The 20,202-nt window shown below is 66.8% G+C and carries 23 protein-coding genes; 6 read left to right on the forward strand and 17 right to left on the reverse strand.

Annotated features, from left to right (window positions below):
- Positions 1–76: 76 nt before the first annotated feature.
- From AB0L65_RS20485 to AB0L65_RS20500, 4 genes are all read right to left on the reverse strand, one after another.
- Complete coding sequence (locus AB0L65_RS20485; protein WP_364247562.1) at positions 77–211, reverse strand: hypothetical protein; 135 nt, start codon at positions 209–211, stop codon at positions 77–79.
- Between the two features lie 30 nt (positions 212–241).
- On the reverse strand, positions 242–1,516 hold the full coding sequence (fxlM, locus tag AB0L65_RS20490; protein WP_364247565.1) for a methyltransferase, FxLD system: 1,275 nt from the start codon (positions 1,514–1,516) through the stop codon (positions 242–244).
- A 36-nt stretch (positions 1,517–1,552) separates the two neighbouring features.
- The gene (locus tag AB0L65_RS20495; protein ID WP_364247568.1) at positions 1,553–1,903 is read right to left on the reverse strand and encodes a hypothetical protein; all 351 of its coding nucleotides are present in this window, start codon (positions 1,901–1,903) and stop codon (positions 1,553–1,555) included.
- Between the two features lie 497 nt (positions 1,904–2,400).
- Positions 2,401–2,709, reverse strand: a complete 309-nt coding sequence (locus AB0L65_RS20500; RefSeq protein WP_364247571.1) for a hypothetical protein — start codon at positions 2,707–2,709, stop codon at positions 2,401–2,403.
- 304 nt (positions 2,710–3,013) lie between these two features.
- Here AB0L65_RS20500 and AB0L65_RS20505 point away from each other — a divergent pair, with 304 nt between their 5' ends.
- The 5 genes from AB0L65_RS20505 to AB0L65_RS20525 all read left to right on the forward strand — a co-directional run bounded on the left by AB0L65_RS20505 (position 3,014) and on the right by AB0L65_RS20525 (position 6,697).
- Positions 3,014–4,339 (forward strand): helix-turn-helix transcriptional regulator, encoded by a 1,326-nt coding sequence (locus AB0L65_RS20505; RefSeq protein WP_364247574.1) that lies wholly within the window; start codon positions 3,014–3,016, stop codon positions 4,337–4,339.
- 2 nt (positions 4,340–4,341) lie between these two features.
- Complete coding sequence (locus tag AB0L65_RS20510; protein ID WP_364247577.1) at positions 4,342–4,875, forward strand: GNAT family N-acetyltransferase; 534 nt, start codon at positions 4,342–4,344, stop codon at positions 4,873–4,875.
- Between the two features lie 45 nt (positions 4,876–4,920).
- On the forward strand, positions 4,921–5,292 hold the full coding sequence (locus AB0L65_RS20515; protein WP_364247580.1) for a hypothetical protein: 372 nt from the start codon (positions 4,921–4,923) through the stop codon (positions 5,290–5,292).
- Positions 5,293–5,335: 43 nt separating this feature from the next.
- Positions 5,336–6,091, forward strand: coding sequence for a GntR family transcriptional regulator (locus AB0L65_RS20520; RefSeq protein WP_364247583.1), 756 nt, complete (start codon positions 5,336–5,338; stop codon positions 6,089–6,091).
- Positions 6,092–6,205: 114 nt separating this feature from the next.
- Entirely contained in the window at positions 6,206–6,697 is a 492-nt protein-coding gene (locus AB0L65_RS20525; RefSeq protein ID WP_364247585.1) for a hypothetical protein, read from the forward strand.
- Positions 6,698–6,766: 69 nt separating this feature from the next.
- Here AB0L65_RS20525 and AB0L65_RS20530 read toward each other — a convergent pair whose 3' ends face one another.
- Positions 6,767–7,006 (reverse strand): hypothetical protein, encoded by a 240-nt coding sequence (locus AB0L65_RS20530; RefSeq protein WP_364247588.1) that lies wholly within the window; start codon positions 7,004–7,006, stop codon positions 6,767–6,769.
- Between the two features lie 347 nt (positions 7,007–7,353).
- Here AB0L65_RS20530 and AB0L65_RS20535 point away from each other — a divergent pair, with 347 nt between their 5' ends.
- Positions 7,354–8,613: a pentapeptide repeat-containing protein gene (locus AB0L65_RS20535; RefSeq protein ID WP_364247591.1), complete on the forward strand. Its 1,260-nt coding sequence runs from the start codon at positions 7,354–7,356 to the stop codon at positions 8,611–8,613.
- Positions 8,614–8,620: 7 nt separating this feature from the next.
- On the opposite strand, the gene AB0L65_RS20540 is transcribed toward AB0L65_RS20535, so the two are convergent.
- From AB0L65_RS20540 to AB0L65_RS20595, 12 genes are all read right to left on the reverse strand, one after another.
- A complete protein-coding gene (locus tag AB0L65_RS20540) occupies positions 8,621–9,355 on the reverse strand; it encodes a CHAP domain-containing protein (protein ID WP_364247594.1) in 735 nt (244 codons plus the stop codon).
- Positions 9,336–9,623 carry a hypothetical protein gene (locus tag AB0L65_RS20545; RefSeq protein ID WP_364247597.1) on the reverse strand — a complete coding sequence of 96 codons (288 nt, stop codon included), beginning with the start codon at positions 9,621–9,623 and terminating at the stop codon, positions 9,336–9,338. Before AB0L65_RS20545 ends, AB0L65_RS20540 begins: the two co-directional genes overlap by 20 nt.
- Positions 9,624–9,628: 5 nt before the next feature.
- Positions 9,629–9,970 (reverse strand): hypothetical protein, encoded by a 342-nt coding sequence (locus AB0L65_RS20550; protein ID WP_349449651.1) that lies wholly within the window; start codon positions 9,968–9,970, stop codon positions 9,629–9,631.
- Entirely contained in the window at positions 9,967–10,344 is a 378-nt protein-coding gene (locus tag AB0L65_RS20555) for a hypothetical protein (RefSeq protein ID WP_364247600.1), read from the reverse strand. Before AB0L65_RS20555 ends, AB0L65_RS20550 begins: the two co-directional genes overlap by 4 nt.
- Positions 10,345–10,417: 73 nt before the next feature.
- On the reverse strand, positions 10,418–11,014 hold the full coding sequence (locus tag AB0L65_RS20560) for a hypothetical protein (RefSeq protein WP_364247603.1): 597 nt from the start codon (positions 11,012–11,014) through the stop codon (positions 10,418–10,420).
- A 2-nt stretch (positions 11,015–11,016) separates the two neighbouring features.
- Complete coding sequence (locus tag AB0L65_RS20565) at positions 11,017–13,875, reverse strand: fibronectin type III domain-containing protein (RefSeq protein WP_364247606.1); 2,859 nt, start codon at positions 13,873–13,875, stop codon at positions 11,017–11,019.
- A gap of 52 nt (positions 13,876–13,927) precedes the next feature.
- The gene (locus AB0L65_RS20570) at positions 13,928–14,992 is read right to left on the reverse strand and encodes a hypothetical protein (RefSeq protein WP_364247609.1); all 1,065 of its coding nucleotides are present in this window, start codon (positions 14,990–14,992) and stop codon (positions 13,928–13,930) included.
- A 105-nt stretch (positions 14,993–15,097) separates the two neighbouring features.
- A complete protein-coding gene (locus AB0L65_RS20575; protein ID WP_364247612.1) occupies positions 15,098–15,580 on the reverse strand; it encodes a hypothetical protein in 483 nt (160 codons plus the stop codon).
- Between the two features lie 87 nt (positions 15,581–15,667).
- Positions 15,668–16,549: a hypothetical protein gene (locus AB0L65_RS20580; protein ID WP_364247615.1), complete on the reverse strand. Its 882-nt coding sequence runs from the start codon at positions 16,547–16,549 to the stop codon at positions 15,668–15,670.
- 1 nt (position 16,550) lies between these two features.
- Positions 16,551–18,917 carry a hypothetical protein gene (locus AB0L65_RS20585; RefSeq protein ID WP_364247618.1) on the reverse strand — a complete coding sequence of 789 codons (2,367 nt, stop codon included), beginning with the start codon at positions 18,915–18,917 and terminating at the stop codon, positions 16,551–16,553.
- Positions 18,918–19,184: 267 nt separating this feature from the next.
- The gene (locus tag AB0L65_RS20590; protein WP_364247621.1) at positions 19,185–19,688 is read right to left on the reverse strand and encodes a hypothetical protein; all 504 of its coding nucleotides are present in this window, start codon (positions 19,686–19,688) and stop codon (positions 19,185–19,187) included.
- A complete protein-coding gene (locus AB0L65_RS20595) occupies positions 19,688–20,161 on the reverse strand; it encodes a hypothetical protein (protein WP_357740560.1) in 474 nt (157 codons plus the stop codon). Before AB0L65_RS20595 ends, AB0L65_RS20590 begins: the two co-directional genes overlap by 1 nt.
- Between the last annotated feature and the right edge of the window lie 41 nt (positions 20,162–20,202).

Consider the following 20,202-nt stretch of genomic DNA (forward strand, 5'->3'; position numbering starts at 1 on the left):
GATGCATCTGACCGTTCCTCCGTTCTGGAGGGGGTGTTCCCGGCCATGCGGAACGGCCGGGAACACCGGGGAGGGGTTAGCAGTTGGCGATGCCGGCGCTGCCGGGGGTCTCGCCGCAGCCGTCACTGGTGCAGTCCTCGGAGTCGAGTCCGATGAACGCGGGTGCGGTCTTCAAGAAGCGGACGTCAAGGATGAACTCGTGCGGCTCCATGTACCGGATCCTTTCGATCGGAGGGTGGGGCTACCTGGCCGTCGGCCAGGAGATCACGAGGCGGACGTGTTCCTTGTCAAGGACGTGCCCGTCTGGTAGATCGGCGTCCGGCGTGCCTGCCGGGTGGACCGACAGGCGGGGTTCCGGCCGACCAGCCAGGTTCCACGCACCGATCTGGTCGGCCAACCGCCGCGCGGACTGCTCCGCTTGCGGGCCGTGCGCGAACGCGCCGAACTCGAAGACGGCGCCGTCGATGGGGCGGGGCTTGGGGCGGTAGGCCAGGTTCGGACCGTCCACGAACGCCGGTGTGCCGTACCGCCACGGCAGTGCCACGATCCCGTCGTCGAGCGCTTTCTGTGATGCGGTGATCAAGCTGAAGCCGGGCAGGGTCGTGGCGAGCCATAGGTCCTGATCGCTGTACCGGATTCCGGCACCCACCGTGATGCCGGTCCACACCTCCACGCGCGGCAGGTCCAGCACCCCAGATAGCGCCGCCGCGTCAATGGTGTCCTGCTCGTCCCGCCACAGCCCGACCGTGTGATCATCGTCAGGCTCAAGCAGAGGGATCGCGGTGCCCTTGTGGGCTCCTGCGCCTTGCATCGCGACGAATCCGCACACCTGACGATCTCGGCTCACCAGGGCGCCGCCCTGATGTTCCAGGACCCAGGACCTCGTCAGGCCCCACGTGCGCAGCGGGACGACCAGCCTGCCGCCCTCAGCGAGCTGTGAAGGCCAGGCCGGGGGAACGTCCCACGAGCCGACGGTGACGATGATCGCGTCGAACGTGCGCGGCGGCTCGATCTCGAACTCGGCGTCCGCGCAGATCACCTCTACGTCGCCGTACCCGGCATCCGTCAGGAACCGCTGAGCGCGGTCGGTGACCTCAGGGTCGATATCGATCGTAGTCACCGAACCCATCGGCCCGACGACCTCCCGGATCAAGGCCGCGTTGTAGCCGCCGGATCCCACTTCCAGCACTCGATCACCAGGCTTTAGCTCTGCCTGGCCCAGCATCACCGCCTGCAGCCAGGGCGCCGACACCGAGCTCATGGAGGCGCCACGCTCGTTGAGCTTGGTGACGACCGCGGTGTCCTCGTAGGCGGCTTGCAGGTCGACGTCGCCCGCGAACAGGTGACGAGGCACCGTCCGCAGCGCCCGCTCGACCTCAGCCGGCAGCACCAAGCCCAGTGCCTGGTGCCGGGCCGTGATCTTCTCGATCATGGCGGTGCGTAGCGCTGTGACGTCCTGGACGTCATTGTCGGTGGTCACAGGTTGGATCCCCTCTTCTCGGTGGGCGCTGAGCAACTGGTTGATCGTGGCTGCTGGCGGGCTCCTCCGGGCTTAGCCACGCCGTCCCCTTCCCTTCAGGAAGGTGTCGGGCTCCGGCGTCTCCCTGCGACGCAGGTGCTCGGCGCGGTGTGCTTTGGCGAGAGCGATGTAGACGTCCATGGCCTGGCGGTAGAGGCCGCGGCCGGTCTCTTCGTAACCACCTTCCTCGGTTTGGCGTAGCACGAAGAACTGACCGCCCTCGGACGCCCACTCATACAGGCCGCAGCACGACGTGTGGGAGACGCGCAGAATGCTGCCAACCGTCCGGTACGGCTCCCACTTGAACGCGGGTTGGTCCTGCTCGTCCTGCTCCGGCTCAACCGTCTGTTGGCGGGCTCTGGCCATCGTCTGTACTCTCCGCACGGTTCTGACTGTCTTCTGCCGTGGGGTGAGCAGTAACGGGAGGGTGGTCTGAGCCGTCCTCAGTGGGCGGCGTGCGCTGGCTCCTCCTGACGGTGTCGAGGGTGAGGAGGGCAGCGCATGCGATGCCAGCGTCCATGTCAGGCCCTTCGCGTACGAGGTCCAGGCGTCACACGCCCGGAGGTGGTGAGGGAGGCGGGCAGGCTGCCGCCTAGATCCGCCTCCCTCGGTCCCGGCCGCGGGGGCGCCAAGGGGTGCGGCGCGGAGGTGGGATGACGGCCGGGGGGTGGGGCTCGCAGCCCCCGGCGGCCAGGGACCCCACCGTGGGACTGCGAGTTGTAGGCGGCGCGGACCACGACGGGTGCTCGGATTCAGGACCTGGGTCCGCGCCGGAGTGCACGGCCGGCCATGGACGAGCCGTCCTCGACCGGCCGCGCCAAGACGCGACATGACGCTCCCGCCTGCGCGCGGGACCGCCTGCCTGGTCGCGTCTCGCTTGTTCACCCGAACACCTCTTGGAGGATGCCGGGGTGCATGTGGATGACAGTGGGCGGGTGTGCCGGGATAACCTCGGCCACGGCGAACAGCAGTTCCTGGTCGACGCCGAGGACGGCTCGCCACAGCTCGCGGAGACTGGTGCCCTCGACTGGGGTGTTGACGTCCAGGTCGTACGCGGGGAACGCTCGGAACTTGCGGCCCCAGGGCTCCCACATCACCTGCCAGCGGCCGCCCCACGACGCCTGCAATTGCGCGGCTAGGCGCTGGGCTGTCTCGTTGCTCAGCGTGTCGTCGGCGTTGTCGGTCGTCATGTGGCGGTCCTCGTGGGCTTTCAGGCATCCGTGCCGAGCCCGGCGGCGGCCGTGAGGAAGTATGCCTGGCCGTCGTCCGAGTACTGCCAGCAGGTTGAACGGCTGGAGTTCGTACGTACCGGTGCTCATTTTTTGATGTCTCACGATCGGTTCTATTCGGGTGGTGCGGCTGCGCGTCCCACCGACTACGTGCAGTCGCTGTGCGGTAGTGCCATGATGATGTTCGGGGAAAGGCAATGAAGGCGCAGGGCGTGGTCATTTGAAATGACCACGTGACCACAGGCGACCAAAACAGGAGTTCGAAATGAATAGTGATGCTCCTGATCCAGCCTCGACGGCCCGGCTTCGCTTGGGCGCGGAGATGCGCCGCATACGGGAGCTGAAAGGGCTCAGCCGTCCTGCCGTCCACGCCCAGACCGGCGACGACGCCTCCAACCTCGCTAAATGGGAGAGCGGGGCGAGAAACATCCCAGCCGATGCGATGGTCCGCATCGACGAGTGCTATGAGACGAACGGCCTACTCGTCGCGTTGCGCGACATGGCCATTTCAATCGACCATGCGCTGCGTGTTAGTGACGATTCGGACAGGGGGCATGATAAGGATATGGATTATGTCCGGCGTCAAATCCTCGCAAGCCTCGCAGTCGTGGGCACCTCGGCCGTTCTTCCCCCACTCGACGCTCTCCGTCATTTAATGGGACCGGATCGCGTGCAGGACTGGGACGAGATCGTGTGGGAGCGCGCGCTAGCCTTCCACACGCAGCCACTTCCGGAGTTGATCAAGGAGCTCGCGCAGGACGTTCTCGACGTCCAGCAAAACCTTCGCAGGCTCGATTCCACCACCTCCACCACCGCCGCCCGCTGGCATCGCATCAACGCCCAACTGCTGTGCCTGCTGGCTCGGGCCCTCGGCTCGGCCGGGCATCCTCGCCACTCCCGAGGCTGGTGGAGCAAGGCCCGCGAAGCGGCTGAGCTCAGCGGCGACGTTCAGCTACACGCGTTCATCCTGTCGAAGGCGGCAATCCAAGGACTGTACGAACACCGCCCAGTCCAGGTGCTGGTGAGCAACGCCGAAGAGGCACTCCTAGTCGCACAAGGCGTTCCATGCGTAGGCACCGCCTTGGCGCTCGCGGTGCAAGCCCAGATCCGGGCAATGCAGGGCAACGCCAAGGGGGCCTTGACCGCGTTGAAGGAGCAAGCCCGCATATTCACGCTGCTGCCCTCCTCGGTCACCGACGACCACGACTCGGCGTTCGGCTGGCCGGAGGAGCGCTTGATGCACACGCGGAGTTTCGCCACCATCTACGGCAGCAACATGCCGCGCGATGACGAAGCGCAGCGCGCTGCACTCGCCAGCTACCCCGAGACCAACGCACGCGGCCGGGCGCAACTGCGTCTGCACGAAGCGCTCCATCAGGTACGGATCGGCGATGTGGTGGCCGGTCTGGATCTCGCCCGTGAGGCGATCTCCAGCCTGCCCGCCCACGACCGCACGATCTTCGTCCGCTTCGACGCGGAAGCTGTCCTGACCGCCGTGCCCGAGACTTTGCAGTCACACAGGCAGCGGGCAGCCGCAGTGGAGTACCAGCGAACGCTGGCGCTTCCGCCGGGCACCGGATTGGATGCGTGATCATGTCGATCTCCCTCCGTTTGCAGAAGGGCCAAGCCGCTAGCGCGGCCGTCTTGAGCGAGCCGTATGCCCAGCTCTACGAGGAAGTCCACGCCGACCCCTCCTACGAGGCAAACCCTCTATTCAGCCGAGACGCCTACCTCGAGCGTGCAACCTCCCAGTCGCAACAGACCGGTTTTACGGTGGTATCCGCCGAGGATGGGCCGAGCCTCGCAGGCTTCTGCTACGGATTCACGTTCGAAGGCGGGCGCTGGTGGCGCGGCGCCACCACTCAAGCTCCCGACGAGATCTTGAAGGAACCCAAGCTGGCGATTATCGAGCTCATGGTTCGGGATTCCTACCGCGGGAGCGGAACGGGCAAGCGGCTCATTACCGAGCTGCTGCGCGACCGTGAGGAGCCGTACGCCACGCTGACCGCCCGCCCAGTTGCCCCGGCACATGCGATGTACATGCGGTGGGGGTGGCGTATCGTTGGCCGATCACAGCCAGCCTCGGATGCTCCTGCTATGGACATCCTTCTGCTTCATCTGCGTTAAGAGCCGAGGGTTGCCGACTCGGCGATCGTCCATCACCCTGTGACCATGACGGCGTGGCTGGTGTCCGAGGACGCCCTGAGCGTGTTCCGCATGGACAGCATCGGGTCCGTCTGCCTGGAAATCGCGGACGGGCGCGGTGATGATGGCGTGCACCCGACCAAGCGCCTTGCTCTGGCCGAGCGTGTACGGGTCATGGTCGGCACGCGTGCCGGCGAGGTGATGTGCGCGCTGACGTGCCCCGGCCGCGATGCGCTCAGCGCACGGCAGGAGCTGGTGAGCAAGCTGGATTCCGTCGAGCAGCAGCCCGGCGTCACGGTGTACTTCCACCCTCCGGCCGGCGCATGGCCGAGGAAGAGCCCCGTGGAGATTTGGACGATGTCACGCACCATGCCAGAGCCCGATTTCGTACACCGGTAGAGCGCCCCACACCGAATGCACGTTATACGTATAACATGATTCTATGCCTGCGCCCCGCTATCAAGAAGTCGCCGACGACCTGCGAACTAAGATCCTTGACGGAACCTACCCCGTAGGCCAGCCCCTCCCCCACGCCCGAGACCTGATGATGAAGTACGGTCTCGGATCCCAGAGCGTTCTCAACAAGGTCTACGCGATCCTCAAAGGCGAGCAGCTCATCCGCCGCAACGCCGCCGTAGGCATGATCGTCCAAAACCCCCGCCCCATCGTGGTCGACCTCGTTCTGCACGGCCAGCATGGCCACGGCCCCCTCCCCTGGGCCCAGTGCTGCGAACGCGCAGGCGTCGAAGGACACATGATCACGGACGCGGTGCGACAGGGGCCCGCCACCGAAGTCAGCGCCGAGGCAGCCGAACTCCTGGACCTTTCCGATGGCGACAAGGTCGTGATCCGCGCCCGGCACGCGACCATAGGCGACACCACCGTCCGCCTCGACGAGGCCATCTATCCACTCTCCCTCGTCCACGGCACACCGATCGCCGAACCTGGCCAGGCCAAGGGAGGCGTCTACAACACGCTCGCCGGCGCAGGCATGGAACCCGCCACGATCACGCGGCGCGTCATCAGCACGCGACCCGCCACCGACGACGAGGCGAAAGCGATGAAGCTGACACCCCGCGCGTACGTCCTCACCTACGACCAGGTGATCGCCGACCAACGCGGACGCCTGATCGAACTGCTGAGATTCGTCGCCAACCCGGCCCGGGTCAGGTTCGTGGACGAGCAGGTGCAGCTGTAGACCCTTCCACTTAATCCCAATGGGACAAGTCATGAAGCGGATAGAACATGTGGCGATACTGTAAGGACGACGTCTGACCTTCGCTGCTGACATGGCCAACCACCGGGAGACCACGTGACCTCCGACCCCTGCGGATTCTCCGATGCTCTGCGCGCACGCTTTGCCGCCTCGCCCCTGCGAATCGGAGCTGGCGACTCCACGGCAGCGGAGTTCCAGGCTGGCCACGTCGTCCGCCTCCTCACCGCTCTCTTGCCGAAGGAAGTGGCCATCGAGGTCGTCTTCCTTCCCGTCAGCGGCGATCCACAGGACGACGACGTCCCGGGCGGCCTCGACGACGAATACGTCTTCTCCAGTACCGTCGATCGGGCTCTCATGGCCGAGGAAATCGACATGGTCGTCCACGGACTGACGGCCGTGCCTGATGGCGTACCGCTCTCGGTAAGGACCGTGTTCGGCGCGTACCTGCTGTGGGAGGGCATATCGTGGCCCGAGCTTCCGGCCAGTGTCGTCGGCATCCAGGCCCGCACCGGCGACGCCCCGGTCATACAGCTCCTCCATGATCTCAACCGCTACCCGGACGCGGCCGGCCGCGTGCATGGAGCATGACCACTGTCCAGAAACGCGAAAGAGGCCCTGCCGTCCCGAAGGACGGCAGGGCCTCTCTGTGATCTGCGGCTACCGCTGGTCGAGCGGCAGGTCGGGCCTCGCGGTGTGCTTGGCCTTATAACCGGACACGTACGTGATCAAGCCAGGTAGCAGTGGAATCGCCAGCGACTCCACCCAGTCGGGCAGAAACGCGATCAGATCCAGGTCTGCATTCACCGTCTGCAGGACGGTCAGGACGGCCAGCAGGCCCAGGTAGCTGCCTGCCGTCGCGGCGGTCACCTTCCGCTCGACCGGCTTGCCGTAGGTCACAGGCTCTCCGTGCATGGTTCCTCCAAGGGTTGGACATACGAAAGGCCCCGCCACTCCGGCAGGGCCCGCATGCGAATCTGTGGGGTCAGCTCATCGACCTGATGCCTCACAGGTCGTGGTCAGTCATCGATACATCAGTTACCGTCCCGAATGTGACCACCCCCGACGAGCCGACCGTTCGACTGTCACCTCCCGCGCTACCGACCAGCACGCCCGTGGCGCGGACATCGCCCCAGCGAGTAACGAGGGCGTTCCGGAACCTCACCCGTCCAACACCGCAGCCAGCACCATCCACACCTCTGGCAGTCGCAGCGCCGCAGCGCCAACCGAACAAGCGGAAAGCCCGGGTGACCCCACCCACGCAAGAGGAACTGGACGCCCTACCAGTCGAGAAGCGGCAAGAGTTGTACGATGCCCACCGCCAACGACCCTGGCAGTTCCTCACATCGCTCGGGGTGCTACTCGGGCTGATCTTCACCGGCGGCGGCCTCGTCTACACCGCCCGAACGTGGGAAACAGGGCAGGAAACGCTTAGAGCCACTCAGCAGCAGCAAATCACAGATCGCTACACCAAGGCCGTCGAACAAATCGACCGAGAAAAGCCCGTCGAGGTAAGGATCGGCGGACTGTACGCGCTGGAGCGGATCGCTAAAGACTCCTCGCCCGACGCCGAATCCATCCAGAACGTCATCGTCGCGTACGTCCTGCAGCATGATCACCGCTCCGGTACTAGCAACGACGCAGTATGGGTGCCAGAAGCTGACATAGCAGTTGCGCTTCGGGTGCTAGGAACGGTCACTTCCATCACGCAGACAGCCTTCCCGTTACTGGCCTCTGCCAATTTCGGCAGAGCGGACTGGAGAAACACGGACTTGACACGCGCGAATCTGAGTGGCGCGGACATGACCAGCGCAATGCTCTCCTTCGCGATCTTGACCAAGGCGAACATGGCCAGCGCGAATCTGACCGGCACGGACCTCAGCGGCGCCAACCTGACCAGCACTAACCTGAGCGGCGCGGACATGACTAACACGTATGTGAGCGGCGGGGAACTGACCGACACGGACCTGACCCGCGCGAACCTGACCCGCGCGACCCTGTTCCGCGTGGTTATGCGCGACGCCGACCTGCGGCGCGCAAGCATGCGCAACGCGACGCTTACCGATGCGGACCTGACGCACGCCAATCTGAGTGACGTGGACCTGACCGACGCAACCATAGACCAGACCGCTTTGATCAATGCCAATCTGACCAGCGCTACCATGGTCCGCGCGAAGCTGAACTACATGAATGTGACCGGCGCGAATCTGACCGGCGTGAACCTGACCGGCGCGGACCTGTACCTCGCAAACCTGACAGATGCGACGTTGACCAACGCAACCTTAATCAACGCGACCCTAACCAACGCGACCCTAATCGGCGCGGATCTTACGGGTGTGACCCTGACCGACGCCGACCTGAGCGAGGCAAAGCTGAACGGCGCCAACCTGACCAGCGCGAAATTAAGTGGCGCGGACCTGACCGGCACGGATTTGAGAAACGCCAGAGGCATAACGCCAGAAGATATTCGTAAGACGGCTAAGACTGACGGCAGCACCAAGTTTTAAGTTCCCGTCAATCCACACGTAGGAGGCGCGGCCACGTCTTGAGCCCGCACTCGCCATCCACCTTGAGCCCGGCATCTTCCTGGAACGCGCGGAGCGCGTCCTCCAGGTGTTGACCGAATAGAGTGTCGTCGATGCCGCCATTCAGCGGGTATCCCCTTGCGTGCAGCAGGTAGAACAGCGTCTTCACGTCGTAGCCGCGTGAGCCTCGCTTGAGCGTCGGCAGGGTCTTCACGATCTCCTCCGTCCAGGACACCTCAGGCTTGGGTGCGGGTTTGCCGCTGGGGTAGGCCGGGTAGCCGAAGCCCGCGATCATGCTCATGGAGCGTTCGCGGCGCTTAACCTGGTTGGCAGTGTTGCCCTCGATCGTCACCACCGTGCCGTTGGAGCGGACGGCCTCCACGATGCCGACGTGGTCAATCGCGAGGATGTTCTTCGAGCCGGCCCAGTCGAAGAACACGATGGCGCCTTTGCGCGGGACGCGCCCCCAGCGGTCGCGGGCCTTGAACCACTGCGCATGCCCGACCGTCCATGCCGAATCCCCCACCACGGCGGACACGCCCACCTGATCGGCCGCCCAGGAGATGAACATGTCGCACCACGGCGCCAGCGCCCAATCCTCCGGCTTGCCGTGCCGCTTGGCCCACCACGCGCCGAACCTCGTCCAGCCCGACCCGCTCTCGGTGTAGCCGAGCTGCGAGCGGACGACGTCGAGCAGGGCATCCTCAGGCTTCTTCGCCACCATCCACCTCCTCCTCCTCGTCGTCGGGGCTCTCGTCCTCGATGGCCGACCCCGGCTCCTGCGGCAGCCACGACTGATCGGGATCCAGCTCGGTCACGTCCGCGTCCATCCATGGCCGCGGCGGCAGCTCGTCGTCAGGCATCACGTCCTCCTTGAGGGTGTTGAGGCCAAGCCAGTCCGCCACGGTGAGCTTCAAGTCCGCGTTGGACAGGCGCATAGGGAGCACGGTGGGCACGACAAGCACCCCGTCCTCGATGGGAAACACGGTCAACAGGGTCAGCCTCGGGTAAGGCTGATCAGGGCGATGACTGCGCTCGCCACGGTCACAAGCACGCCGACGACGGCGATGATCTGCTTGGTCCGGTCGGTGAGCTGCGTGCGCGTCACCGCCTCACGCTCGACGGCGTCCAAACGCGCCTCCAGCGCTGCATGCCGGATGTCGGCCGCCGCGCGGTCCTGCTCGACCCGCTGCACCAGCTCGGCATGCCGGTCGTCGGCCTGTTCCAGGCGCTGCAAGATGAGCTGCGTCAGGCCGTTGTTCTTCTCGAACCCGACCTCGACCAGGCGCCGCAGCTCCGACAAGGCGAGTGCCAGGTTCGGCACCTCCTCGCTGGTCACAGCGGCACCGACTCGGCGCCCAGGTTGTAGGTGATCTCCCAGTTGTCGTACCTGCGGACGACCACGGTCCGGCCTTTGGCGGCGAGCGCCTGCGCGAACTCGGCCGCCGTGACCGGCTCGGTCCGGTACTGGCCAGGCTGCCCGGTCGGGTGATCCACCACCGCGTACAGCACCCACGAGACCGGCAGACCCGAGGGAACGGTGCGCACGCACACGAACCACGTCCGATCCGACAGGTACTGCACCTGCCCACCAGAGACGATCGCGCGACGGCCGGCGTGGCCGTACCGGTAGAACTGCTCGGCCGCCTGGTCCACCTTGGCCAGGTCCGGGCCGGGTCCGCCGTTGGGGTCGTCACCGATCGGCAGTTCCATCTCGTCAGCGTTAGGCGAGTACAGCTCCATCAGAAATCCTCCTCTGCGAGTTCGGTCATGGAAGATGAGCCGCTCAGACGGGCCTGCCCAGATGTTCGGCCAGATCGGCCCGGCGCGCCTCGTAGGTAGCAAGGTCCGGCTGGAATCCCTTCTTCAGGGCGCCCAGCCGCGCCGCCGCATCCACCTCTTCCACCAGCGGCTCCACGATGTCGCCGGCCAGCGACACCGTGGGCACCTCGCGCCGCGCGCCCGGCGCGGGCTGGACGATCCGCACCATGTGCTGCTCGACGTGGTCGAGCCGGGCGAAATGCGCCTCACGGGCGTGCTCGGTCGAGGCCGCGGTGAACAACGTGACCGGCTTTCCCGTCGTGGCGATCCGCACCACCGCGGTCTTGCCCTGCGCCGCGTGGGCCTCGGCGATGGCCTTGTCCATCGCGGCCAGCCGTTCCCCAGTCGGGATGTGTAGCTGCAGCATGCACAGCCGCAGCAGCGTGTCGATATCCGCAGGGTCGATGCCGTACTCGGCGGCGTGATTAGCGAACCCCTCCACCGGCAGCATGTAGCCATGCCGGGACCCGTCCGGGTTCTCCGTCATGATCGTCCACCGTTCAACACCGTCGCCGTGGACCCACGTGTTGGCGTCCACGATGGTCCGTTCGATCGCAGCCACGCTCAGTGCCTCCATGCGAAGAAGTGGACATCGTGCAAGGACACCGCCGAGGCAGCCGACTGCTTCCAGCCGAACCCGGACGGTCCCTTTTCGCTGACGATGTGGGCGTAAACCGTCGATCCGACGTCAAAGAAGTCCAGAACCGGCGTCATGTCCGACTCGAACGTGATCCCGTAGCCCAGGCTGTAGCCGGTGCCGGCCCCGCTGGCAGTTGACGAGCCCCGCGCGAACGTCGCGTTGGAGTGGCCGCTACCGAGCTTGCCGTACAGGCGGACGACGCCGGACGCCGCCTGTGCCTGCACACCGCATGCGAAGGCGGCCCCGCTCATCCCCCACAGACCAGCAGAGGTACCGCTCAACGTGAGGTAGCCGTAGCGGTCACTGCTGTCATGCATGCTCTGGATACGCATGCCGGTCGCGCTGGCCGCCTCGGCGGAGATGAGGTGATAGTTGGTGGCGTCCTCGTACAGCCGGATCTCCGGGTCGTTCCCGAAGTTCGGGTTGATCACCAGGCGCTTACCGGACGTACCGGATGAGAAGCGGCCCAGAATGTCCACGTCGCCCGTCGCCGCGTTGACGTCTAGTGTCTCCTGCCCCAAAGAGTTGAAGGCCCGGAGCCCCGAAGTGTCCAGTTGCACGCGAGCGCCCGACGACCCGGAGGTCCGCAGCGTGAACGATCCGCTCGTGGAAAGGTTGACCGTCTCCGTGCCTCCGGCGTTGACCACCTTCAGCCCCGTGCTGCCGAGCTCGACGCGACCGCCGTTCGGGTTGCCTGCGACGACGCGCGTGGACAGGGTCAGGACGGCTTCGAGCTTGCCCGCGGTGACCGCACCGGCCGCAAGGATCGGCGTGGTCACCGAGTTGGCGTTTAGGTGATCGGTGTTGATAGCCAGGGCCTGAATCAGTGCTCCGGTGATCGTGTTGGCGATCACCTTGTCGGCCGCGTTCAGAGTCCCGTCCACGATGTTCGCGCCGGAGATCACCTCACCTATCACGTCGGTCGGCACGAGCGGTTGCGTGGCCACGGTGACATGCCCTGACTCGCCCGACGTGTTCCCGCTGCGGTCCACGGCGGTCAGCCAGATCTCGCGGTCAGCATCGTACGGCTGATCGGTGATCACGACCGTCTCCGTGACGCGCATGGAGTCCACGACCTGCCCGCTGCCGGGCACGAGCGGGTCCGCCATCCACACCAGGACGCGGTCGAAGTCGGGCGGCATCACCTCGCCCGCCGACCCAAGCCCGTCCCACGCGACATGGATCATGCCGAGCCGTGTCGTCACGGTGGGCGTGGATGGCGCCGGGGGCGGCGTGGTGTCGTCCGGGATGAACACGATCACCTGCGAGGAGAAGTCGCCCTTCACCCCGTCAGCGACTGCGCGCACCTTGAACGAGAACTCGAAGTTGGGCCGCAGCGGCGAGTACGTCGCCGTGGTGTCGCCTCCGTCCACCACGGCGAGCTGATGCCAGATCCCGCCCGGCAGGTTCGGCCGTCCGTACACCTCGTACGCGTCAACCTCGATCGCCACGCCTGAGGGGTCGGCGACGACCGGCGACCAGGTCGCGGTGATCTGCCCATGCGCGGTACCTGACTCGTCGATGTACGCCACAGCGTTCACGACCAAGCCCAGCGGCGTGGCCGGCGCGCGGCCGCCGGGCTCCGGTGCCGGTGTCCCTCCGGTTCCTCCAGAGCCGACGCCGCCGGCGAGGATCCCGGCCGCCTGCCGCGCGAGCCGGATCTCGCGCTCGATGAATCTGTCGTTGAGCACCAAGTTGCCAGACAGCGCCCCGCCTCCATCGACGGACAGCGTGATCTGCCGCACGCGCAAAGCCTGCATCTGCCCGCCGCCGCCCGGCGCCTTGATGAAGTCGCCCGGCCGGTAGTGCGCGAACGGCAGGAACCGCGCGGCCTCGACGCGAATCCCTCGTGTGAGCTGCGCACGCTCCCGGGAGGCGCGCTCGAGCGCGTTCTGTCCGAGGAGGATCGCCGTGCCCCGATCGCTGACGCCGCCCTGCGACTGGGTGGTCTCCCACCGGCCCCACGGCGAGACCGCCGAGGGGTTGGTGACCTCGACGGCCAGGCCCTTCTCTCCCCTGATGAGGATCGCAGTGGCGAGGTCCTCCAGCGTGGCGCTGTCGGGCGCCTCGTCGATGTCGCGGCCAAGCCTCAGCTCGACGGGGCTGGCCCCGGTGCCGAGCTGGCGTCCAAGGGTGCTGCCCTCGCGGTAGACGCGCAGGGTCCGGCCGGACATCGTCCAGTCGAGCACGCCCTGCTCGCTGAGGTTGATGAGGAGGGTCATCAGATCGATGCCGGGCTCCAGCTCCACCGTCAGCAGCCTGGTCGTGTCCCATGCCAGCCCGGCGCTGTCATGAGTGGAGGTGAAGTCGATGACCAGGCCGGGCAGCGCGCCGCGAGTCTTCCCTTCCTGCACGAGAGTGCGCAGCAGCGCGCCCGGCGTGACGGCCGAGAAGACGCGCTTGCCTTCGGACATGGACCCGCCCGCGTACATGACCAGCTTGCGGAGCTGCCAGGACCAGGCCGGACAGTCGTACGTGCGTGTCCCGCCCTGGTCGGTCGCGTCTGCACCCCTCTTGATCCGCAGGAACCGGCAGCCATCCGGCTCCTGCCACTGGCCGCCGTCAATGGCGTACTCGACCGCGATCTCCACCGGCGTTTCCAGCCACTCCGCGCCGACGCCGGCCGCTGGATAGGAGAGCTTGAGCGATGGCACGTCGTTGAGCGGCGCCCCGACCTCGAACCCGACGTGGTGCGGCAGCGTGCCGAGCCGGGGCCCGTTCGGGCTGTAGGCCACGAGCCGCAGCGCATACCGCTCGGCCTGGCCAGGGACAATAACCTGCACAGATCCCCCGATGTGTCGTTGCGTCCGTGGGCGTGATGAAGCGCGAGGGCGGTCAAGGTCGGGCGGCGAGCGCGGCGAGCAGCCGCGTCATCCGCAGGTCCTGGTCCTCGAACCTGTCGGAAAGGACGAGGTTCCCAGCGACAACGCCGCGCACGGTCCGGGTCAATGTGACCTGTCGGATGCGCAGCGGCTGAAGCACGCCGTCGTTGCCGGGAGCCAGGATCAGGTCCCCCGGACGGTAATCCCGCAGCGGCAGCCACCGCGCCTCGTACATGGTGATCTCGCGAGTGCGCTGCACCCGCTCGGCGATGGCTGTCACCAGCGCGGCCGTGCCGGCCGTATGCGCCGCGGTGGTGTCCGTGATACCTGGCTGTCGCATGCCGATCTCCCACCGTCCCCACGGCAGCGAAGGCGAGACGCTGACGACCTCCTGGCGGACGTCGTTGTCGCCGACCACATACGCAACCGACGCCAGGTCCTGCAGCGTGCCTACATCCGGCGCGGCTGTGATGTCGCGGCCGACGCGCAGAATGACCGGGGAGGCTCCCGTGGTCAGGTCGCGCAGAGCGCCAGTGTTCGGCTTCCACGCCGAGAGCTGCCGGGCGCCGCTGAGCCGGAAGTCGAGCAGCCCGTACTCGACGAGCCGCAGCAGCACCGACAGCAGATCGGTACCCAGCGGGATGCCCATGCCCATGAACGGGGACCAGGAGGCGGAGGCCGTGTCGATGCTGCTGGTGAACGTCCAGGTGAAACTGCTGAGAGCGCCGCGGGCCTGCGCCTCGGTCATCAGCGTGTGCAAGATGAAGCCGCCCGAGGCCGACGAGCTGAAGACTCTCTGCCCGTTTGTCGGCGGGATCGACGCGTGCGCGAAGGTGACCGCCTTTCGCAGGGTCCACAGATAGCTGGGGCAGTCGAACTGCCATACCGACTGCTGGTCTATCTGATCGCCTGCGCGGTGAATCAGTAGGAACCGCCCCTCGGGGTACTCCGTCCAGGAGTTGCCGTCCGCTGACCACTGCACACCGATCTCGCACGGCGTGGCGATCAAATCGGCGCCGACCGCCCGCTTGCTGTAGGAGAACTTCAGCGCGGGCAGGTCGTTCAGCGGGAACGCCACCTCGATCTGGAGCGGATGCGGCAGGAGGCCGCGCCTGCTGCCGTTAGGGTCGTAGGCAACGAGGCGGAGGTCAAAAGGCATCGCCCCTCCTCCAACCGCCGTTGACTACGCGAGCGCGACCAGCGGGATTCTCGGCTCCATCTGCCATCCGACACGGTCGTCGAACCGCGCAGGCGGCCGGTCGTAGGTGCTGGTGCTGTAGCACAGGCCGTCCAGGAATCGCTGGGTGCCCACGGTATTGGCCACGGCGAGGCTGGCCGTGGTGGTCGTGATCGCGAGCATGGCCCACACGTGCCGTGCGATGTCGCCCGCTGGGATCGTCGGGGTGATCGGACGATCGTGCTTGGAAGTGCGGGCCGTGAACTGGTTGCGCGCCGCCGTGGCGATCGGCAGCAGGCTCAGGCCGTCGTACAAGGTGGCAGACCAGAGGCCCTCCGGCGAAGTCGAGTCCATCAGCGCACCGATCACGATCTTCGTGAGCGGAGTATCGGGTGGGATGGTGAGCCGGACCGCGAAGAGCTTCGGGATCGACGCGGGGTCGATCGAGCTGTTGACCGCCCACACGGGTACGGACTGGGCCGCGCCCATCTGGCCGATGGACCAGAATTCGGGGTGCTGATGCGGAGGTACGGGTTCGGTGAGCGACTGGTCTGTCATCGGGTTCCCCTTTCGGATTTAGAGATAGGCGCGGCGGGCCCGGACTTCGAGCTTTGACGCTGCAGTGGTGCCGGTCGCAGTGCACGAAATCAGCACCGCGCGGGAGAACGGATCACCCACGGCCATCGCCGGCGTCAAATGGATCCACCTCGATGCCGATCCCGGCCCGAACACGCTGATCACGCCAGTCTTGTCTGTGCCCGTGGCCAGGTCCCACGTGTCCGTGGTGACCACCGCGGCGCGCATCGCCGCGGCGTCGATCAGCAGGCGCTCCGACGCGGTGATTGCGTTGCTGCCGGAGGTGAGCAGGCCGACTGCACCCTGCGTGGCCACGTCTGTGATCGTGATGTTCGTCGCTGGCCCGGTGACGCGCAGCAGCGCATCCGTGATCGGAGCTGTCGAGCCCGTGAGGGTGGCCACCGCCTGGTTGGAGGCGTTCGCGTTCCCCGCCCAGGTGGTGACTGCCTCGTCTCGCCAGTACACGCCCGGCACCTCGACCACCACCGTCAGCCGGGCGCGGGCGGCGCCGGTGTTGACCTCCGGCTCGGACGCAGCCGTGATCGTCACGTCGGCGACGCGCACGATCGAGCCCGCCTGGTAGCGCAAGCTCATGAGCCGGTTGCGGACCCCAAGGAGCGCCGTCAACGCCTCCAGGTTGGTTTCCAACTGCTGGAAGCCGCCGTCCGCGCCGGCCGGGGTCGCGCCCGTCACCACGAACGTCAGCGAGAACGACGTCGCCTCGTGGTCGAGACCGACGATGGGGAGCTCGCCGGCGCGGCCCGTGACCGAGACGCGCACGGCGCGGGCGCCCGGCAGGGGCCTGCGCTGTGTGCCTCGCTTGAGCTTCCAGCAGCCCGCGGGGTGATCCAGCGCGACCCCGTCCAGCGTGTACGACGGCACGTCAGATCACCCCCAGTGCGCCCGCGAGCTGCAAGCCGCGGTTGACGGATGTCGAGGTGGGCTCGGCCTGCGGATAGTAGTTCGTCTGATGGATCACCGTCCGCCCCCCGGCCGCACCGCCCGCGAGCCCGCCCGGGACGTCGATCCCCGGCGACAGGGTCGGCATCGCGGTGGAGGCTGCCATCGCGGCGACCTTCCGCAGCGAGGACGTAACCAGGCCCGCGCCTTGCGTGATGCCCTTGGCCATGCCCGCGGGGATCATGCTTCCGACCCACGCGAACACGCGGCTCGGGCTGTGGATGCCGAGGGCGTTCTTCGCGCTTTCGACGATGTTCGAGAAGAAGTTGGAGATCTTGTTGTAGAGGTCTCCGGCCAGGGACTGGAGCCGGTTCCAGAAGCCGGACACCACGTCCTCAGCGATGGAGCCCATGGTCGAGCCGATGTTCGACACAGCGGACTTGATCCGGCCTGGCAGGTCGCGGAACCAGCCGACTAGGGTCGTGCCGATCCAGCGGCCGATGGCGTCGACCATGTCGGGGACGATCGAATGGCCGACGAGAACGTCGTACATCCACTGGAAGATCGCGACGCCCTTTTCGATCAGCGGCTTGAGCTGGGTGACGATCTCTGCCACCTTGACACCGAGCTGCGCGAACCCGACTCCGATCTTGGTCAGCCACGGCAGGATGGGGATCAGCGCCGGGAGGACCTGCTGAATGACCATGATCGCCAAATCGGTCAGAATCGGAAGAACAGGCAGCATCGCCCTGGCGAGCTCGACAAAGGCAGGAACCAGCCCATTCAGCAAGCTCGGGATCAGCTGCAGGAACGGCGGAAGCACCTGCGTCACGACCGCGGCCGCGATCTGGCCGAAGGAGGCGTAGACCGGGGCCATCACCGGCCCAAGCTGGTACAAAGCGGATGAAACGCCCACAAGGGCAGGTTGTAGGGCATCGGCCAGCGCCATGATCACAGGACCGAGCACGGCCGACAGGTTGGTCAGCGCGATGCCCAGGACCTGACCCACGATGCCCGCGAGCTGCGCCACGACCGGCAGCAGAGGCGCCACCGCGGCCAGCGCAGCCGACAGCCCTTGACCGAGCGCCAGCAGTCCCGCTTGCAGTTCTGGTGATGCGAACGCCTTTGCGAGCATCTCCGCAACTACGGTCAGTCCTGGACCAAGTGCGGCCAGTGCTGGACCTAGGGCCGACACTGCAGCGGCGAGCCCAGGACCGAGCGCGACCGCGATATTGGCGATGTGTGGCGCGATCTGCGCGACCGCTCCGCCCAGCGCCACGAAGATCGGCATCAGGGCGTTTCCGACCTGGCTCAGGCTCTGGAAAATCGTGACCAAGATCCGTTGGCCTTCGGCGCTGGCCAGGAACTCGTTGAGCTTCCCCAGGATCTGGCCGAGCACGCCAAGCGCGTTCGTGCCCCCGGTCTGCATCGCCCCGAAGACTGACCGGACGATCCCCACGATGCTGCCACCGACAGTGCCGAGCTGCCGAAACACCTCCACTGCGCCCTGCATCCAGCCCAGCGCCTGCCCAGACTCGGCCGCGCGTGACAGGAACTCACCGAACCGCGTCGCCGCGGCGGCGATTCCGGGAGCGAGCCCGGCCGAGAAGTTCGCGCCTACGACGGCCAGGTCACGGAACCCGGCCAGCAGCGGCCGCAACGCCGGAAGAAGACTTGCGATGGCCCGCTGCGTCGCCCCAAAGATCGCGGTGATCGCCTGGATAGTCGCGCTTTCCCGGACGAAGGAGACCAGGGTCAGCGCGGCCTGCCCGAACACACCGGCCACGCCGACCATGCCGCTCGTCACGGCGTTGATCGCCGGGAGGAGGCTCCACATCTGGTCCACGAGCGGCAGGAAGAACGCGTCCTGGACGTCTTCCTTGAGCCCCTGAAACGCGGGGCTCATCTGGAACAGCTCGAACGCCACCGAAGACGCGACCGAGGAGATCTTCTCTCCCACGGCAGCCCACCGCTCCATGTCGCCCGACATGGCGGCCGCGAAGTTCTCGGCCACGCCGGACAGCGCGACCTTGAGCGTGCTCAACCCGGCAACGCCGAGCGCGAGCGCGCCCGGCAGAGCGGACACGATCCCCACCGCGGGGGCGAGCGCGGCCGCCAGCGCGACGCCGCCCTGCGCGGCCGACGCGAGCCCGGCCGCTGCGACCGACCCGGCCAGCGCCATCGCGGTCAAGCGAGCGCTCATCGCGGCGGCGTTGGCTGCGACCGATCCGAAGCTCGTCTGGGACTTCTTGGCCGCATCATCAAGATCGTTAGTGAACTGCTTGATCTCCGGTCGCGACCGATTCCGGACGGAAATCGTGGCGAAGAGTTCGCCCACGTTGAGGCCCATGAGCCACCTCTCGGGAGTCGCGATCACAAGGGAAGCGAGGGGAAAGGCGGCAGCACGTAAGCGGTAACGCTGACGCTCAACGCCGTTTGCGGCGGGCTGCGCTGTCGTCTCCCGGGTCGAGAGCCCGCGCTATCCGCGTGTCAGCGGTCAGAAGGCCCGCGATGCGGGCCCGCAACCATCGCCACGGCCGGGCACGCATCAGGCCGGGCTCGTTGAGGTCGATCCCGAACTCGCTGTGGAGATCAGCCTCGACGAGCGCCCACCTGGTCAGGAGGTCGTGCCACGTGACCCGGCTGCCTTGCCCCGAGAAGCCGTCGTCCGGGTCGTAGTAGTCGCGGAGCCCCGAGATCGGGTCGATCTCGCCGCCGAGGCTTCCGTCCGAGCCGGGGCCTCCGCTTCCCCCGTTGGGCCGGACTCCCAATGCTTGCCCGCAGCCTCCAGGCCGGCCGCAACCCAGATCAGCGCCGTCTGCCCGATGTGCTGAATCTTCGGCCACACCACCTGGTCGGCGAGCAGCTCGTCCCAGGCGGGGCCAAGGATGCGCTGGTAGAGGTCCTTCTCCTGGTCGTCGTCGAGGACGGTTTCGGCGAGCTGGTTCAGGCCGTCCTCGTCCACGTCCTGCCCCGCCTGGACGGCCATGCTGGCGTGCATGAGCCGCTGGCATAGCAGGCCCACCTCAGCGGACGGCGGCGGGATCACGTACGTCTTCCCGCCGACCGGCAGCTTCAGCGTCGGGTCGAAGAAGGAGTCGAGGTCCTTGAAACCCGCCATCAGGGGGTCACCAGCGGGTTGGTGATCTCGGTGGGAGCGCCCTGGCCCAACAGCGTGAAGCTGAACGGTTCCAGGTCGGTGGTCTCACCGCCCTCGGTGTAGTCGGTCACCGTGCAAACGCCCTGGTAGGCGTCGGGAGCACCATCACGCCTGTACCAGCGGACCTTGATGTTGGCCTTGAAGCCGACGATCTGCCCGGCCTTGCGGATCTTCTCCTGGCCAGGGTCCGGAGTGAACACCGGGTCGTCGGTCCGCTTGCGGCGGCCCTCGACGTCGATCTGCCATGTCCGCCCGGTGACGACGGAGCTGCCGTAGCCCTCCTCGTCGTCGAAGTCGCCGTCTTCCTCGGTGTTGTCGTCGGAGTTCCGCTCGAACTTGGTCAGGCCCTTGACCGGGGTCCAGATCGGGTCGGCTGCGCCCGGCGCGGATGTGTCCACATCCAGCCGCCAGTCACGCGCAAGAAGGCTCCGCATGATGTCTCCTTCGGGTGCATGCGAAAGCGCCGCCCTGCATC

It is taken from the genome of Nonomuraea sp. NPDC052116, assembly GCF_040680035.1.
Classification (GTDB): Bacteria; Actinomycetota; Actinomycetes; order Streptosporangiales; family Streptosporangiaceae; genus Nonomuraea; species Nonomuraea angiospora_A.

Coding starts and splice junctions, on each gene's coding strand:
- AB0L65_RS20485 (WP_364247562.1), bottom strand. CDS start 211: ATGGAGCCGCACGAGTTCATCCTTGACGTCCGCTTCTTGAAGACCGCA.
- AB0L65_RS20590 (WP_364247621.1), bottom strand. CDS start 19,688: ATGGCGGGTTTCAAGGACCTCGACTCCTTCTTCGACCCGACGCTGAAG.
- AB0L65_RS20510 (WP_364247577.1), top strand. CDS start 4,342: ATGTCGATCTCCCTCCGTTTGCAGAAGGGCCAAGCCGCTAGCGCGGCC.
- AB0L65_RS20540 (WP_364247594.1), bottom strand. CDS start 9,355: ATGGTGGCGAAGAAGCCTGAGGATGCCCTGCTCGACGTCGTCCGCTCG.
- AB0L65_RS20595 (WP_357740560.1), bottom strand. CDS start 20,161: ATGCGGAGCCTTCTTGCGCGTGACTGGCGGCTGGATGTGGACACATCC.
- AB0L65_RS20520 (WP_364247583.1), top strand. CDS start 5,336: ATGCCTGCGCCCCGCTATCAAGAAGTCGCCGACGACCTGCGAACTAAG.
- AB0L65_RS20515 (WP_364247580.1), top strand. CDS start 4,921: ATGACGGCGTGGCTGGTGTCCGAGGACGCCCTGAGCGTGTTCCGCATG.
- AB0L65_RS20585 (WP_364247618.1), bottom strand. CDS start 18,917: ATGGGCCTCAACGTGGGCGAACTCTTCGCCACGATTTCCGTCCGGAAT.
- AB0L65_RS20555 (WP_364247600.1), bottom strand. CDS start 10,344: ATGGAACTGCCGATCGGTGACGACCCCAACGGCGGACCCGGCCCGGAC.
- AB0L65_RS20500 (WP_364247571.1), bottom strand. CDS start 2,709: ATGACGACCGACAACGCCGACGACACGCTGAGCAACGAGACAGCCCAG.
- AB0L65_RS20575 (WP_364247612.1), bottom strand. CDS start 15,580: ATGGGCGCGGCCCAGTCCGTACCCGTGTGGGCGGTCAACAGCTCGATC.
- AB0L65_RS20505 (WP_364247574.1), top strand. CDS start 3,014: ATGAATAGTGATGCTCCTGATCCAGCCTCGACGGCCCGGCTTCGCTTG.